This is a genomic window from Leucobacter weissii (genome assembly GCF_017565745.1).
GTDB classification, from domain to species: domain Bacteria; phylum Actinomycetota; class Actinomycetes; order Actinomycetales; family Microbacteriaceae; genus Leucobacter; species Leucobacter weissii.
Genome location: NZ_JAGDYM010000001.1, coordinates 43983 through 59418, shown reverse-complemented (window position 1 = coordinate 59418; position 15436 = coordinate 43983). Strand labels below are relative to the sequence as shown.

General features: G+C 69.3%; 10 protein-coding genes. 2 read left to right on the top strand and 8 right to left on the bottom strand.

Annotation, left to right across the window (positions count from 1 at the left end; translation table 11 throughout):
* Positions 1-70: 70 nt before the first annotated feature.
* Positions 71-1906: a CARDB domain-containing protein gene (locus J4H92_RS00240; protein ID WP_208095018.1), complete on the top strand. Its 1836-nt coding sequence runs from the start codon at positions 71-73 to the stop codon at positions 1904-1906.
* A 121-nt stretch (positions 1907-2027) separates the two neighbouring features.
* Here J4H92_RS00240 and J4H92_RS00235 read toward each other — a convergent pair whose 3' ends face one another.
* Both J4H92_RS00235 and J4H92_RS00230 read right to left on the bottom strand, forming a co-directional pair.
* Complete coding sequence (locus tag J4H92_RS00235) at positions 2028-5915, bottom strand: family 78 glycoside hydrolase catalytic domain (protein WP_208095017.1); 3888 nt, start codon at positions 5913-5915, stop codon at positions 2028-2030.
* Positions 5916-6139: 224 nt separating this feature from the next.
* Positions 6140-7099 (bottom strand): quinone oxidoreductase family protein, encoded by a 960-nt coding sequence (locus J4H92_RS00230; RefSeq protein WP_208095016.1) that lies wholly within the window; start codon positions 7097-7099, stop codon positions 6140-6142.
* Positions 7100-7242: 143 nt separating this feature from the next.
* Here J4H92_RS00230 and J4H92_RS00225 point away from each other — a divergent pair, with 143 nt between their 5' ends.
* Positions 7243-7680 (top strand): MerR family transcriptional regulator, encoded by a 438-nt coding sequence (locus J4H92_RS00225; protein ID WP_208095015.1) that lies wholly within the window; start codon positions 7243-7245, stop codon positions 7678-7680.
* Positions 7681-7732: 52 nt separating this feature from the next.
* On the opposite strand, the gene nrdF is transcribed toward J4H92_RS00225, so the two are convergent.
* The 6 genes from nrdF to J4H92_RS15560 all read right to left on the bottom strand — a co-directional run bounded on the left by nrdF (position 7733) and on the right by J4H92_RS15560 (position 15408).
* Complete coding sequence (gene nrdF / locus J4H92_RS00220) at positions 7733-8701, bottom strand: class 1b ribonucleoside-diphosphate reductase subunit beta (RefSeq protein ID WP_208095014.1); 969 nt, start codon at positions 8699-8701, stop codon at positions 7733-7735.
* A 122-nt stretch (positions 8702-8823) separates the two neighbouring features.
* Complete coding sequence (gene nrdE, locus J4H92_RS00215; RefSeq protein ID WP_208095110.1) at positions 8824-10977, bottom strand: class 1b ribonucleoside-diphosphate reductase subunit alpha; 2154 nt, start codon at positions 10975-10977, stop codon at positions 8824-8826.
* Positions 10977-11402, bottom strand: coding sequence for a class Ib ribonucleoside-diphosphate reductase assembly flavoprotein NrdI (gene nrdI / locus J4H92_RS00210; protein WP_208095109.1), 426 nt, complete (start codon positions 11400-11402; stop codon positions 10977-10979). Before nrdI ends, nrdE begins: the two co-directional genes overlap by 1 nt.
* Before the next feature lie 16 nt (positions 11403-11418).
* A complete protein-coding gene (nrdH, locus tag J4H92_RS00205; protein WP_208095013.1) occupies positions 11419-11655 on the bottom strand; it encodes a glutaredoxin-like protein NrdH in 237 nt (78 codons plus the stop codon).
* Positions 11656-11937: 282 nt separating this feature from the next.
* Positions 11938-12300, bottom strand: coding sequence for a hypothetical protein (locus J4H92_RS00200; RefSeq protein WP_208095012.1), 363 nt, complete (start codon positions 12298-12300; stop codon positions 11938-11940).
* A 93-nt stretch (positions 12301-12393) separates the two neighbouring features.
* Positions 12394-15408, bottom strand: a complete 3015-nt coding sequence (locus J4H92_RS15560; protein ID WP_208095011.1) for an Ig-like domain-containing protein — start codon at positions 15406-15408, stop codon at positions 12394-12396.
* Between the last annotated feature and the right edge of the window lie 28 nt (positions 15409-15436).

The following is a 15436-nucleotide window of genomic DNA, read 5'->3' as shown; positions in this document are numbered from 1 at the left end:
ATCACGACCGATTCAGCAGCCGACGACCCGACGGGCACGGCCATGGACGAGGGGCACGTCGGCGACGGCGATGATCGCCCTGTTCGCGCTCGTGTTCACCGGCCTCTCGGCGCCCTCCTACGCCGAGGACGCCGCCGAGCCCGGTGCGGTCTCGCACGAGCGCGGAACGGGCACCGCGACCGCCGGCGAGGACGCCGCCGAGGACGCCGCGGATCCGACCGACCCGGTCGACGCCGGCACGACCCGGGACGGGACAGACGCGGCGGATGGAGCGGCCGGGTCCTCCGAGCAGGCTCCCGACCGGCCAGCACCGGGGATCGATGACGACGCGGCGCCGGTGGACGACGCGGATGCCGAGAGCAAGGACGAACCCGCCCCGCCGGTACTCGACCTGCCCGTCGCTCGGCAGAGCGAGCAGGGGCTCGAATCGAGGCAGTCCGACGCGACGAACTCGACCGCGAGCGCGCGCTACGCGAATGGGTTGATCTCGCAGAAGGTCAGACTGGCCGATGCGCGCGACGACATCGTGCCGCCGACTCAGCAGCAGCGTCTCACGCGGATCGACGTGACCCGCGACCTGGTCGAGCGGACCATCACGGCGAAGGCGACGTTCGCGCAGACGCCGACAACGTCGCTCGACTCCGTGGTGTACGTGTACCTCGGCACCTGGTCGGGCAACAGCTGCCTCGCCCGGGTGGGCCTCGGCGCGACGGCGGTCGGGGCCAGTGCGGCCGGGGCCTTCCTCGACGGGAACGGCGGCACGGAGGGCAGCCTCACGGTCACCCGCTCCCGCAGCAAGAACGTGCTGACGCTGACGAGCAGGGCCCACGCGAAGATCCGGTCGTCGAACTGGAATTGCGCTTACGGCCTCAACCAGAGCACGGGCGGCTCTCCGAACTACACGGCCTTCTACGCCGAGAGTCTGCAGGACGTCTTCAAGCCGAAGCTGGCGCTCGACCTCGGCAAGCCGCTGCAGGGCAACTACCGGGGCAAGACCACGAAGGTCCGGGTGACGATCCGGAACAGCGGCGAGGGGGACGCGCGCAGCGTGCGGCTCAAGGCTTCGGGCAAGGGCCTCTCGATCAAGAAGAAGAGCCGCGGCCTCGGAACCATCAAGGCCGGACGCTCGAAGACCGTCACCTTCAATGTGAAGGTGAAGAGCGGCAAGCAGCGCAGCTTCAAGACGACGGCGACCGCGAGCGGCGGGGCGAAGAGCGCCAAGAGCGTCAAGATCGTGGTCAAGCCGAAGAAGACGAAGTACCGTTCGCTCTCCGGCAGGTACTTCTGGGGCTTCCTGCCCTCGAGCCTGTCCGACTACCAGGGCTGGAACAACCGCGCGGTGTGGTTCCTCAACAAGAAGTGGGCCTACGTCGGATTCCCGAAGAGCGGCAAGAAACCCCGCTGCGGCAAGAGCTCGAAGAGCTGCAAGCGGTACAGCTACAACAAGCGGACCGGCGTCGCGAAGATCGGCGCGCAGAAGTTCAAGGTGACGAGCGAGGGCTTCCGGTACCGGGCGAAGAAGGGCGAGGCGAAGGCCTACTTCGAGCCGCTCACGCTGCCGAAGAAGGGCGCCAGGCTCTCGGCCAAGCTGCTGCGGCACGATTGGACCGGCTACTGCATGCTCACCTGCACCGCGACCACGGAACGGCTCGTCCTGGGCAAGAACCGGAAGTTCGTGTGGTCTCGGTCCTCGGTCGGCAGCTGGCCGGGCCTCGGCTCGTCCTGGGCGATCATCCCCGCCGACCAGCGCGGCACCTACCGCGTGATCAGCAAGGGCCGGATCGAGCTGCGCTACTCGAACGGCAAGAAGAAGCGGCACACGATCGGCATCATGCACGACATCCGCGGCAAGGCGTCGCCGAGCGAGGGCGTGATGATCGGGGACACGAACTTCTACCGCGAGTGAGCATCCCCCTCGCCTCGGTCGAGCGCGCGGCCCCGTGCGCCGTCGCGCCACTCGAGACGCAGGGCCGGCACCGGTGCGCCGGACGGCTCCCGTCGGACCCGTCCGGCGCACTCCGCCTCGGCTAGCGAATGACGCGCAGCGTTCGCGCGGCGCTCGACTTCGCCTTGGTGTTCGCCGTCGCCACCACCTTCGCCCGGATCTTGTGGGTGCCCCGCTTCAGCTTCGGCAGCTTCACCGTGGCCGTGCCCGCGCTGCTGAGCTTCTGCGTCGTGATCCGCTTCTTCCCGTCGAACACCTGCACGGTGTACTTCGCGGCCTTCGCCTTCAACGACCCCGGGATCGTCACCGCCACCCGCAGGCGCGGGTACTGCTTCCGCTTCACCTTCGGCTTCAGCAGTTTCGCCGAGATCTTCGGCACGATCTTCGTCACTCGCAGGACGGCGGTGCCGGTCGAGTTCTCGAAGGCCGCGGCATCGTCGCTGGTGAACGCCGCGCTGGCCGTGTGCGATCCGACCCGCACCGGCTTCGTCAGCCGGATCGCGGCCTTCCCGCCCGACAGCTTGGCGTCGTAGCTCTGCCCCGCGATCCGCAGCCGCACGGTTCCGACGGGCTGCCCGGCGCCGCTCGACTCCGCCGCCGGGTCCGCCGCCACGGTCACCGTCGCGCTGTTCGCCAGGTTGTACTTCGCCGACGGCTTCGCGAACCTCACCGACGTCACCGTCGCGATCGGTTCCGGCTCGGGCTCCGGCTCGGGCTCCAGCTCCGGCACGCAGGCACCCCTCAGGAGTTCGTTGCCGACCGCCTCGTCCCCGCCGTCCAGTGTGAAGAGCCGGCACCCCGCCGCGACCCCGGAGAGCGTGGCGAAACCGTCCACCTCCTCGACCGGGTGCTCCACGCCGTTCAGATAGACCCGCTCCGTGCCGGCCGGGACCGGGATCGACACATCCGCAGTCGTGTTGCCCGGGATGCTGGCGACGAGCTGGATCCGACCGTCGTCGTCGTGGTCGAAGGCGACACCGATGCGGCCCTTGACGGTCGGCACCGCGACGGAGGCGTGCTCGAGCCCGCCGGCCTGCGGCTTGATCTGGAAGGTCGAGTAGCCCGCCTCGACCGGACGGATCCCGAAGATGCCGGAGGGCACGTGGAACGCCGGAGAGGCCGCCCAGGGATGGGAGTACGTCAGATTGCTCTTCTGACTCCGATCCCAGGCCTCCGCGGTCGCGCCCGCGCCCCGGGCGATCATGTTCATCCAGCTCGACAGCCCCGTGGAGCTCAGCTGCGCCACCGCGGCGTCCGCACGTCCACCGTCTATGAGACCGGTGATGGAGAAGCCGGCGCAGTAGACGCTGCAGACCATCCCCTTGTCGGCCACGAAGTCGGCCACGCGGGCCGCCTGATCGCCCTCCGGCACCCCGAAGGCCAGCGCGAAGGCGCTCGCGTGCAGCGCGTAGTGACCGGTGAGCTGTCCGGCCGCGTTCATGCCGTCGTCATAGGCGCCGAGTTCCTCGTTGTAGAGCCGATCGTTCAGTGCGTCGCGGAGACGGTCGGCCTGGGCGGTGTAGCCCGCGGCGTCCTCCGTCTTATCGAGCGCCTCGGCCATCGCCGCCATGTCGCGCAGGGCACGGTAGGAGAGCGCGTTGAGCACCGTGTTGTAGTGCCGGAACTGGTAGCCGTCGCGCTGGCTCGTCGGCCAGTCCACGATGTCGCAGTCGGTCTGGCTGTTGCAGCCGTTCGAGCGGTCGGCCTTGCCGACGAGTCCCGTGTCCGCGTCGATCCACTTCGTGGGCATCTTGGTCGCGAGATTGTCGTAGTACTGCGCCACCTGCTCGATATTGCCCGTCTGCCGCCAGGCGTCGTGCACGGAGAGCACCACGTAGATGGGCCATTCGGTCGGCCAGGTGCGATTGCCCTCGAAATAATTCATCGAATAGCGCGCGAGCGACAGATCCTCCATGAGATAGAGGGACGACATCTGCTGGAGATAGCCGTCCGCCTCGTAGTTGGTGCGCTCACGCGTCCAGGAATCGGTGAAGAAGTTGACGTTGAGCGCTTCGATGCTGTTCTTCGAGAGCTGGTAGACCTGATCCAGGTTGTCGTCCGAGGAGGTGAACGACGACGCCTCCTGGTCGAAGGGGTAGACGAGCGCCAGCGCGCGAAGGCTGTCGGCCGTGACCGGCTCGGGCGCGCCGATGATCTCGAGGTAGCGGAACACCCGCATGCCCCAGGTCCGCACGGTCTGGGATCCGTCGGTGAGGGTCACGACGTCCTGGTACTGGTTGCCGGTGTCGAGCTGGTACTTCGCGGTGGCGCTGCCGACGCTCGTCTCCACCTCGCCGAAGCGGAGATCGACCCGTTGGCCCGACGCTCCCCCGTCGATCTCGTAGTGGACGCCTCCGATCCAGGTCCGCCCGAAGTCGACGAAGTAGTTGCCGTCGCCCTTGTCCACGATCTCGACCGGCGCGTGCAGCTGCTCCTCGACCTTCGCCATGGGCGTCGCCTGCAGATCGGCGAAGGCGGGCTTCTGCACGGCGTCCGCCCAGCCGTCGTCGTCGAAGCCGGGGAGGTCGAAGCCCTCGGGGTACTCGCGCAGATCGAGATTCTCCTTCGGCGCCGAGAAGTACCCGGTGCCGATGGATCCGGCGGAGGGGAACACCTCGGCCCCCGTCATCCCCTTCCAGTCGGTGCCCGTGCCGAAGGTCTGCGAGGTGCCGTCCGCGTAGTCGACGCGCAACTGCCCGATGAAGCGCTGCCGCTCCGCTCCCGCGGTGTAGGCGATCACGCCGATGGCGTTCGGCTCGCCGGCTCGGATCTGCTCCGTCACGTCGAAGCCGTCGAAGCGGTTCTCGGTGCGGATCCGGTTCGTCGGCCCGAGCCCCACGAATTCGCCGTTGACGTAGGCCTTGAAGACGTACTGGAGATGGCCGCGGAAGTCGCCGGCCGTGGCGAACAGGGTGGCGCCGACGATCTCGGTGTTCTTCGGCACGACCTCGGTGCGGAGGAACGACCAGTCGGCGCTGTTCTGCTGCACGCAGGACTGCCCGCGTCCGACGTTGTAGGCGCCGTTGCTGATCGACCCGCAGGGGAAGGGGTTGGTCGCCGAGAAGTCGTTGCTGAGCAGCACCCCGCCACCGCCGGCGACGATGTCGAGCTCGTGCACGTAGCCCGCCTCCGAGCCCCCCGTGCGGAACCCGACCGTGCCCTCGGCCGGCGCCCCCGGTATCGTCCGGTCGTCCACCTCGGTGCCGCCGATCTTCGTGACGACCCGCTCGCCCTGCACCGTGATCTCGATCGGGACCGGCGTGTTCGCGGTGATGGTGCCCGCAGGCAGATCGACGTGCGGGAGGGCCGTGTACTGCCCGTTCACCAGGGTGTGCGGGACGAGGCGATTGTTGTTCGCCCGGAACTGCCACATGAGCCCGTTGTTGCCCGAGGCGCGGAAGAGCACGCCGAGCGCGTTCTCGGTGATGGTGAAGCGCGTCGTGATCGTGTAGTCGTCCCAGCGCTGCGCCGACCCGCCCGGCGCGGAACTCGCCCAGATGGGGGTGCTGCCCTCCCAGACGCCGCCGGGAGACGTGCCGAACCACGACGGTTCCGACCGCGTGGAGGCCGCATCGCCGCCGTCCCAGGTCTGCACGCTCCAGAAGTAGCGCGAGCCCGCCTCGAGCGGATCGCCGGCGTACGGCACGTCGGTCTGCCGGTCCGAGGCGACCTTGCCGGAGTCCCAGACGTCGCCCGTGCCGTCGGCGGCACCCGCGGCGGTCGAGGCCACGACGATCCGGTAGGCCGCCTGCTCCCGCGAGGAGACGTACCAGGAGAAGGCGGGGGATTCGAGGTCGTCCAGGTCGCTCGGGCGATCGAGTCCGTTGACGCGGAGGCCGGTCGGCGCCGGCTCGGCGGCCCGAGCGGGCGCGGGCCCGGTTCCGAGACCGAGGGTGAGCACCATCAGGAGGGTCATCACCCCCGCGAGGAATGCTCTGCTGGATACGGACAGGGCTGGTCGCTGAGGCATCGTTGCCTTTCTCCGGTTCTTCGATCGAGCGCGTCGACGGTGACGGGTTGATGAGGGTGGAACTCGCAACGATAGTAATGAATCGTTTCATAAATAGTCAAGCCGTTCTCGGCGAATCGTCGCCGAGCCCGCGATATGACACGGATGTCAGCGCGGATCTCGACGGCGATCGGCCTTCGGTGCACATGAAACGATTCATGATCTCGGGTGCCGGACGCGCCGTTCTAGTCGATCAGCAGGGCGAGCTTGCCGACGGTGGCGCCCGAGAGGAGGCGCTCCAGCAGTGCGGCGCACTCGCCGAGCGCGGCCGTGCCGGTGAGCGGGACGTCGATCTCGCCCGAGGCGACGGCCGCGAGCGACCAGCGGAGCGATGCGGCCCCGTCCTCCGGGCGGCGCGAGAGCCACGCGCCCACGTTGAAGCCGGTCGTCGTCTTGTTCTCCAACCAGTGCGCCACCGAGCTCACGGCGACGTCGGGGGCCTGCGAGGCGTTGCCGACCCGGAGCAGCCGGCCTCCCTCGCGGAGCACCCGGAACGCGTCGGCGGTGGCCTCTCCGCCGACGGGGTCGACCACGATGTCGTACCCTCTCTCGGGGACGTCGGGCAGCCGGTCGCGCAGGTAGGCGTGGTCGTAGCCGAGGTCTCGGGCGGTCCCGCGCTTCGCCGGCGCGCCGACGACGACGTCGACGCGGCCGGCTCCGAGGGTGCGGGCGATCTGTCCGAACTGCGATCCGAGTCCGCCCGCGGCGGCGTGCACGAGCACCGCCTCCCCGCGGGCGAATCGAGCGACCGTCGTGAGCGCGAGATGCGCCGTGACGGTGTTGACCGGCACGACGGAGGCCTGCGCGACGTCCATGCCGTCCGGGATCGGCGCGACGAGGGCCGCCGAGGCGCGTGCGACCTCGGCGAAGCCGCCGGCCCCGGGAAGGATGGCCGCCACGTGCTGCCCGGGCTCGAACGCTGTGACGCCGTCGCCGAGTTCGCGGACCGTACCGGCGACCTCGAGCCCGGGGACGAAGCCGTCCTGCTGCGGCATCGCGCCGGTCGCCCACAGCGCGTCGATCAGGCCCACGCCGGCGGCCTCGACGTCGACGGTGATCTCGCCGGCGGCCGGGACGGGTGCGGGGCGCTCGACGAGGGCGAGTCCGGGGGCTGCGGCGTTTCCGGTGAGCGCGAGAGCGCGCATGGCTCCTCCTGATGGTCGGGGTCGGGTACGGCTGGGAGCCTAGGCGCTGGAGCGGACTCCAACGCAAATCCCGGGCCGTCGCGCACCGGCCGGGATGCGCGGCGCTTGACCTGGAGTGCGCTCCAGGAGCTACGCTCGACACCATGAGCGACCCCGGCCCCCTGACCATCGCCGAGATGTCGGAGTCCTCCGGCCTGAGCCCGGACACCCTGCGCTGGTACGAGCGCGAGGGACTGCTGCCACGGGTGGGCCGGAGCGCGTCGGGGCACCGACGGTACGGCGCGCGCGAGCAGGGTCTGCTGGCGCTCCTGGTCGCGCTCCGCGAGACACGGATGAGCACCGCGGGCATGCGGCGATTCGTCGAGCTCATGGACGAGGGCGCGGCGAGCCACGGTCGGCGGATCGCGCTGCTCGAGGAGGGGCGGGCGAGGCTCGCGGAGCGCCGCCGACAGCTCGACCGGGCCGAGGCGGCGCTCGAGCGGAAGATCCTCCACTACGAGCGGCTCATCTCCGACGGCCTCGACTGCGATGGCGCGCCCGTGCCCGCCGAGACCCGGGCGCTGCAACTCGCGCGGGGCTGAGCGCCCGCCGGTCGGCTGGCCGCCCCGACGGCCCGTCAGCTAGCTCCGGGAATCAGAAGTCCCAGTCCTCGTCCTCGGTGGCGACGGCCTTGCCGATGACGTAGCTCGAGCCGCTGCCGCTGAAGAAGTCGTGGTTCTCGTCGGCGTTGGGCGAGAGCGACGAGAGGATCGCCGGGTTCACGTCCGTCATGTCCTTCGGGAACATCGCCTCGTAGCCGAGGTTCATCAGCGCCTTGTTGGCGTTGTAGTGCAGGAACTTCTTGACGTCCTCGGTCAGGCCCACGGGATCGTAGAGATCCTGCGTGTAGAGCACCTCGTTGTCGTAGAGGTCGTAGAGCAGCGAGAAGGTGTAGTCCTTCAGCTCCTCGCGGCGCTGCTCGCTCGCGTCCTCGAGCGCCTTCTGGAACTTGTAGCCGATGTAGTAGCCGTGCACGGCCTCATCGCGGATGATGAGACGGATCAGATCGGCGGTGTTGGTGAGCTTGGCGTGGCTCGACCAGTACATGGGCAGGTAGAAGCCGGAGTAGAACAGGAACGACTCCAGCAGCGTGGAGGCGACCTTGCGCTTCAGCGGATCGTCGCCCTCGTAGTAGTCGACGATGATGCTCGCCTTCTTCTGCAGGTTCGGGTTCTCCACCGACCAGCGGAAGGCGTCGTCGATCTCCTGCGTCGAGCACAGCGTCGAGAAGATCGAGGAATAGCTCTTGGCGTGCACCGACTCCATGAAGGCGATGTTGGTGTAGACCGCCTCCTCGTGCGGGGTGATCGCGTCGGGGATCAGCGACACCGCGCCCACCGTGCCCTGGATCGTGTCGAGCAGGGTGAGGCCGGTGAAGACGCGCATCGTGAGGAGTTGCTCGTCCGGCGTCAGCGTCGCCCACGACTGCACGTCGTTCGAGAGCGGCACCTTCTCGGGCAGCCAGAAGTTGTTGACGAGGCGGTTCCAGACCTCCAGATCCTTCTCGTCCTCGATCCGGTTCCAGTTGATCGCCTGCACCGCGTGGCCCAGCTTGAAGTTCATCGCTTCCTCTTATTTCGTCATGCTGCGCGACCGGAGGGAGTCGCAGTATCTACTTCGGGATCATGGATCCTGCGACTGCGCGCAGGATGACGGGAACACAACCGGCACGGATTGCCGAGCCATCACAGCATGCAGCTGACGCACTCGGACATGTCCGTGCCTTCGAGCGCCAGCTGCCGCAGGCGGATGTAGTAGATCGTCTTGATGCCCTTGCGCCACGCGTAGATCTGCGCGCGGTTGATGTCGCGCGTGCTCGCCGTGTCCTTGAAGAACAGGGTGAGCGACAGACCCTGGTCCACGTGCTGGGTCGCCGCGGCGTAGGTGTCGATGATCTTCTCGGGCCCGATCTCGTAGGCGTCCTCGTAGTACTCGAGATTGTCGTTCGTGAGGAACGGTGCCGGGTAGTAGACGCGGCCCAGCTTGCCCTCCTTGCGGATCTCGATCTTGGAGGCGATCGGATGGATCGAGCTGGTCGAGTTGTTGATGTAGGAGATCGAGCCGGTGGGCGGCACGGCCTGCAGGTTCTGGTTGTAGATGCCGTCCCGCTGCACGCGCGCCTTCAGCTCCCGCCAGTCGTCCTGCGTGGGGATCTCGACCCCGGCCTCGGCGAACAGCGCACGCACCCGCTCGGTCGCCGGCTCCCACGCCCGCTCGGTGTAGGTGTCGAAGAACTCGCCCGAGGCGTACTTGGAGTCCTCGAAGCCCGCGAAGGCGCGGCCTCGCTCCACGGCGAGCCGGTTCGAGGCGCTGAGCGCGTGGAACAGGATCGTGTAGAAGTAGATGTTCGTGAAGTCGATGCCCTCTTCGCTGCCGTAGTGCACCCGCTCGCGGGCGAGGTAGCCGTGCAGGTTCATCTGGCCGAGCCCGATGGCGTGCGACTGGTCGTTGCCGTCCTCGATCGAACGCACCGAGGAGATGTGGCTCTGATCGCTGACCGAGGTGAGAGCGCGGATCGCGAGCTCGACGCTGCCGCCGAAGTCGTCGCCGTCCATCATCATGGCGATGTTCATCGACCCGAGATTGCAGGAGATGTCCTTGCCGATCCGGTCGTAGCTGAGATCCTCGTTGTAGGTGGTCGGGGTGTTGACCTGGAGGATCTCGGAGCACAGGTTCGACATGTTGATGCGCCCCTTGATCGGGTTCGCGCGGTTGACCGTGTCCTCGAAGACCACGTAGGGGTAGCCGGACTCGAACTGCAGCTCGGCGATGGTCTGGAAGAAGTGGCGCGCGCTGATCTTGGTCTTCTTGATGCGCGGGTCGTCGACCATCTCGTGGTACTTCTCGCTGACGGAGATGTCGCCGAAGGGCACGCCGTAGACGCGCTCGACGTCGTAGGGCGAGAAGAGGTACATGTCCTCGTTCTTCTTCGCCAGCTCGAAGGTGATGTCGGGGATCACGACGCCCAGCGAGAGCGTCTTGATGCGGATCTTCTCGTCCGCGTTCTCGCGCTTGGTGTCGAGGAAGCGCATGATGTCGGGGTGGTGCGCGTTGAGGTAGACCGCGCCCGCGCCCTGGCGCGCGCCGAGCTGGTTGGCGTAGCTGAAGCTGTCCTCGAGCAGCTTCATCACGGGGATGATGCCCGACGACTGGTTCTCGATCTTCTTGATCGGAGCACCCGCTTCGCGGATGTTCGAGAGCAGCAGCGCCACGCCGCCGCCGCGCTTCGAGAGCTGCAGCGAGGAGTTGATGCCGCGCGAGATCGACTCCATGTTGTCCTCGATGCGCAGGAGGAAGCACGAGACGAGCTCGCCGCGCTGCGCCTTGCCGAGGTTCAGGAACGTCGGGGTGGCGGGCTGGAAGCGCCCCGAGATGATCTCGTTCATGATCCCGCGCGCGAGCTCCTGGTCGCCCTGGGCCAGTCCGAGCGCCACCATCACGACGCGGTCCTCGAAGCGCTCGAGGTAGCGCTTGCCGTCGAAGGTCTTCAGCGCGTAGGAGGTGAAGAACTTGAAGGCGCCGAGGAAGGTGGGGAAGCGGAACTTCAGCGCATAGGCCTCGTTCGTGAGCTGCTCGATGAAGGCGACCGAGTAGCGGTCGATCAGCTCCTTCTCGTAGTAGTCGTTGTCGATGAGGAAGCGCATGCGCTCCTCGAAGTTGTGGAAGAAGACCGTGTTCTGATTGACGTGCTGCAGGAAGTACTGCCGCGCCGCCTCGCGATCCTTGTCGAACTGGATCAGACCGTCCGCGTCGTAGAGGTTGAGCATGGCGTTCAGCGAGTGGTAGTCCATGTCGCTGACCTTGGACGAGGCGAGGGACGGCGCGTGCTCCGGCTCCATCACCGCGGTGTTCGTTGCCGTTTGCGTTGCAGGGACCAAAACTGTTCCAATCCTTCTTGGACGGCGTTCACGTCGTCCGGTGTGCCAAAGAGTTCGAAGCGATACAGATGCGGGACGCCCAGCTTGCGGGCGATGATGTCTCCCGCGATGCCGTACGCGTCGCCGAAGTTGGTGTTGCCCGCGGCGATCACGCCGCGGATGTGCCTGCGGTTGCGCTCGTCGTTCAGGAACCTGATCACCTGCTTCGGAACGGCCTTCGTCTCGGGGCCGCCGCCGTAGGTGGGGACGACGAGCACGTAGGGCTCCTCCACGACGAGCGGCTCGTCCTTCGCCCTCAGCGGGATGCGATGAGCGGGACGGCCGAGCTTCTCGATGAAGCGGTGCGTGTTGCCCGACGCGCTGGAGAAGTAGACCAGGTCCGCCATCGCGCCCACCGGCGCACTAGTCGGTGAGGCGAGCGGCGAGCGCCGAGATCCGATCGGGGCGGAAGCCCGACCAGTGCTCGTCGTCGGTGACGACCACCGGCGCCTGCAGGTAGCCGAGTTCCTTGACGGTCTCGAGCGCCGTCGGATCCTCCGACAGGTCGATCACGTCGTATTCGATGCCCTTGCTGTCGAGCGCGCGGTAGGTCGCGTTGCACTGCACGCACGACGGCTTGGTGTACACGGTGGTAGCCATATTCAAGCCCTTCGTCGAAAACTGTCGCACCCCGGCAGAGGCACTACATATAGTGAACCACACCGGGATCGACCACAACATGATGTAGTTACACCAGTGTAGTTTTCCACCGCCGATTCACCAAGGGGGTTGACTTCCCTGGGGAGAACTTTCGGCGGGATTCCGCCGCCGTCGAGAAGTTATCCACAGGGTCACCACGGCAAAAAATAATTCATCCCCACCGTTCCCCCGGCGTGTCGCGCCGCCCCGCCCGAGAGGCCCGTCCGCTCCGCGGCGGCCCCCTCACAGCGCGACCGGCCACAGCAGCTCCGTTCCGTCGGGCTGGAACCAGCGCAGCACCAGCATCGCATCGGGAGAGGCCGCGTCGAACTCGCGCAGGACCACGCGCAGGCGCTCGCCCGGGTGGACGGTGCGCGGGAGCGAGAGCCCGAGCACCCCGCCGCCCGCCAGGGACAGGCGCACCGCGCGCAACGGGCCGTCACCGCACTGCTCGAACTCGATCGCGCCGCCCGTGCCGCGTCGCGACACCCTCCAGGGCACGGGATGCGCCCGATCCGCGGCCGCAAGCGAACCGGCCCGCGGCGATCCGCGTGCCGCCGCGGCCGCCGCCCCGAGCACCCGGGAGCTCAGTCGAAGAGGTTTCATGCCCGGAGACTAGCTCCGACCTCCGACATCGCTCGGGGCGCTGCGATCGGGGGCGGGCGCCGAGTCGCCGCCCGCCCCCGAGGGCCGCTGCCGTCAGCGGATCCTGACGGTGCGCGAGGTGCTGGCGGGTTTCATCGGCTTGGACCCCTGATAGGCCGTGACCACGTCGGCGCGCCCCGGCTCCAGCCCGCGCACGGTGATCCGCGCCACGCCCGTCCTGCTCACCCGAGCCGACCCGACCTCCGCGCCGTCGACCGCGACGACGACCCGTCCCCGCACGGTCGACTGCCCGGCGCGCTTCGGAGCGACCCGCACCGTGAACCGGTAGGCGCCCTTGGCGAGCCGATGGGAGCGCAGCGAGACCCTCGCATTCGCCGTGCCCGAGCGCACCGTGTGCACGAGCTGATTGCTGGTCGACCGCTCGAAGCCGGAGCTCTTCGCCGGGATGAACTCGCCGACGATCCGGTAGCGGCCCGGCTTCAACCCCTTCAGGATCCGACTGCCGAGACGGGTGTCCGACACCGGCACCGGCTTTCCGATCCGCTTGCCGTTGCTGGTGAACTGCACCTTGCCGCGCGGGGTTCCGGCACCCGCGGCGCGCGCATCCACGCGGGCCCGCACGTACCAGGGCTGGCCCGCGTACGAGGCCACTCGGGTCGCGTAGACGGTGACCTTGACATTGCGCGGGCGAACGGTGACGGTGACGGTGTTCGAGGTTCCCGGGCGGGTCGCCGCGTCGCCGCGGTAGGTGGCGCCGAGCTGATGGGTGCCCGTGGCGAGCTTCGCCGTCGACAGCTTGGCGCGCCCGCCGGAGTCGACCGGGACGGTGGCGATCGGACGCCCCCGGTCGAGGAACGTCACGGCGCCCCCCGGCAGCGACCCAGAGGGGACGGAGACCGTCGCGGACAGGGTGAGGTCGGCGCCCCTGAAGGGCCGTTTCGTGTCGGCGCTCAGGACGACCGAGGGGGGCTGCGCCTCGATCACCTGGATCAGCGGCGCCGAGGCGGCCGGATCGAAGCGCCCGTCGCCGAGATAGGCGACGAGCACGCTGTTCTCGCCGACGGGCAGCGCCGTGGTGGTCACCTCGGCCGTGCCCTGCGCGTCGAGATCCACCGGACCCCCGAACGCCGCGCCGTTGATGTGGAGCTGCACCTGGCCGCCGGGGATCCCGGTCGCGGGCCGCTCGGCCGCGACGCCGACCCGCAGGACGACCTCCTCACCGGCCTGCCGGGGATTGACGGGGCTGGAGAGCCGCACGGTCGCGTCGCCCGGGTTGACGACGTGCTCGAGACGGGCGCTGCGCGCCGGCGCATAGCTGTCGCTGCCCTCGTAGTGCGCGCTGATGCGGTGCACGCCCGGTTCGAGGCCGTCGGTAGCGAACTCGGCCCGGCCGCGGGAGTCGAGCACGACGGGGTCGCCGAGATCCTCGCCGCCGGCCTGGAACCGGACCTGTCCTTGCGGCGCGGGAGCCCCCGCGCGGGTCGGCCCGACCCTGACGGCGAAGACGGACTCCTCGCCCACCGTCACCGGATTGAACTCGGATACGAGATCGACCTCGACGTCACCGGGGTTGACCGTCAGCGCGACGGACTGACTCGTCGCCGCGTTGAAGCCGCGGTCGCCCTCGTACCGGGCCTCCAGCACCAGGTCCCCCACCGGCAGCCGTGCGGTGGCGATGCTCGCGCGGCCCTCGGCATCGACCGCGACCGGGTCCCCGATGCGGCCGGCCGCGGTGTAGAAGCCCACCAGCCCGGTCGGAACCCCCTGAGCCGGTGCCGCAGCGCTGACCGTGGCGCTGAGCACGACCTCGTCGCCGTAGGCGGGCGGGTCGAGCGGAGCGCCGAGCAGGACGGCGGTATCGCCCTTCACGACGACAAGCTCCGAGGTCGCCTGCGAGGCGACGACGTCGCCGCCCGCGACGGGCTCGAACCGCGCCGTCAGCGTGTAGACCCCCGGAGTGCGCAGCGCGTCGGACCGGATCGTCGCCGCCCCCTCCGCCAGCGGACGCGTGCCGAGCTGAACCGTTTCGCCGCTCGTCTGCTCGACGGCGCCGAGCACGACCTCCCCGGAGAGGATCTCCGCGTCGCTCGTCACCGCCACGTCGTAGCGCGCCGCCTCTCCGACCACGAGCTGGGCCGGCGCGGCGAGCGCCGTCGAGGAGCCGAAGGTCTGGACCCAGCTGAGCACGACGCGTCCGTCCGCCGAGGATCCCGCGTTCCACTCGGAGACGAGGGTGGCGAGCTGGGTGTCGACGTAGTTCTGGCCGCCGCCGCCACCGCCACCGCCGCCACCGCCGGTGCCGCCGCCGCCACCGCCCGTGCCGCCGTAGCGGCCGCCACCGCCGCCACCGCCGCCACCGCCGCCCGAACCGCTCGAGCCGTTGCCGCCGCCCCAGCCGGGCAGTTCGCCGGTCGCACCGCTCGCACCGCCGCCGCCGGTGCCCGACCCGCCGCCGCTACCTCCGCCGGCGCCGGCGTCGCCGCCGGCGCCGCCATGGCCGTCGAAGGCTCCTCGGCCGCCACCGCCACCGCCGCCGCCCGCGACCGCGACGACCGCGCCGTCAAGCCGGACCACGGTGGCCGAGCCGCCCCCTGCGCCGGATCCGCCCTCGCCCCCGATGAGGAACACGCCCGCGCCGGTGTTCCCGTTGCCGCCGCGCGCGGCGGACGGGCCGCCGCCGGTGCCGTAGGCGTCCTTGTCGCTCGAGCCGTGCGCGCCCCGGTAGCCCACGCTGAACGAGAGCTGCTGCCCGGGCGACACCGCGAGAGCGACGGTGCCGACGCCGCCGCGGCCCCCCGCCCCTCCGGCGCGGCCGCCGTCCCCTCCGGCCGCGCCCTGGAGATCGACGGTCACCCGGTCGACCCCGCCGGGCACCGTCCAGTTCTGAGTGCTGAGCGAGGCCGTGAACACGGTCTGGCCCTCGCCGGCGGTCGCCGGCGAGGCGGCAGCGACGAGGCCGGTAGCGGCGAGCGCGAGCGCGAGCATCGGGGCGAGCACGCCCCGGGACGCGATCCGCCGCGCGCGCTCGTGCCCGCCGCCGGGCACGCCCCGCGGCGACTTCGCGCCGCGCTTCCGAGCGGTCGTGCGATCCATCGTTCGATCAGACATCATGACTCTCCCTCTCGGCGCGCCCGGC

What these genes read in the sequence shown, in the direction of transcription:
- J4H92_RS00240 (WP_208095018.1), top strand. Translation starts at nt 71, where the DNA reads ATGATCGCCCTGTTCGCGCTCGTGTTCACCGGCCTCTCGGCGCCCTCC.
- J4H92_RS00235 (WP_208095017.1), bottom strand. Translation starts at nt 5,915, where the DNA reads ATGCCTCAGCGACCAGCCCTGTCCGTATCCAGCAGAGCATTCCTCGCG.
- J4H92_RS00230 (WP_208095016.1), bottom strand. Translation starts at nt 7,099, where the DNA reads ATGCGCGCTCTCGCGCTCACCGGAAACGCCGCAGCCCCCGGACTCGCC.
- J4H92_RS00225 (WP_208095015.1), top strand. Translation starts at nt 7,243, where the DNA reads ATGAGCGACCCCGGCCCCCTGACCATCGCCGAGATGTCGGAGTCCTCC.
- nrdF (WP_208095014.1), bottom strand. Translation starts at nt 8,701, where the DNA reads ATGAACTTCAAGCTGGGCCACGCGGTGCAGGCGATCAACTGGAACCGG.
- nrdE (WP_208095110.1), bottom strand. Translation starts at nt 10,977, where the DNA reads ATGGAGCCGGAGCACGCGCCGTCCCTCGCCTCGTCCAAGGTCAGCGAC.
- nrdI (WP_208095109.1), bottom strand. Translation starts at nt 11,402, where the DNA reads ATGGCGGACCTGGTCTACTTCTCCAGCGCGTCGGGCAACACGCACCGC.
- nrdH (WP_208095013.1), bottom strand. Translation starts at nt 11,655, where the DNA reads ATGGCTACCACCGTGTACACCAAGCCGTCGTGCGTGCAGTGCAACGCG.
- J4H92_RS00200 (WP_208095012.1), bottom strand. Translation starts at nt 12,300, where the DNA reads ATGAAACCTCTTCGACTGAGCTCCCGGGTGCTCGGGGCGGCGGCCGCG.
- J4H92_RS15560 (WP_208095011.1), bottom strand. Translation starts at nt 15,408, where the DNA reads ATGTCTGATCGAACGATGGATCGCACGACCGCTCGGAAGCGCGGCGCG.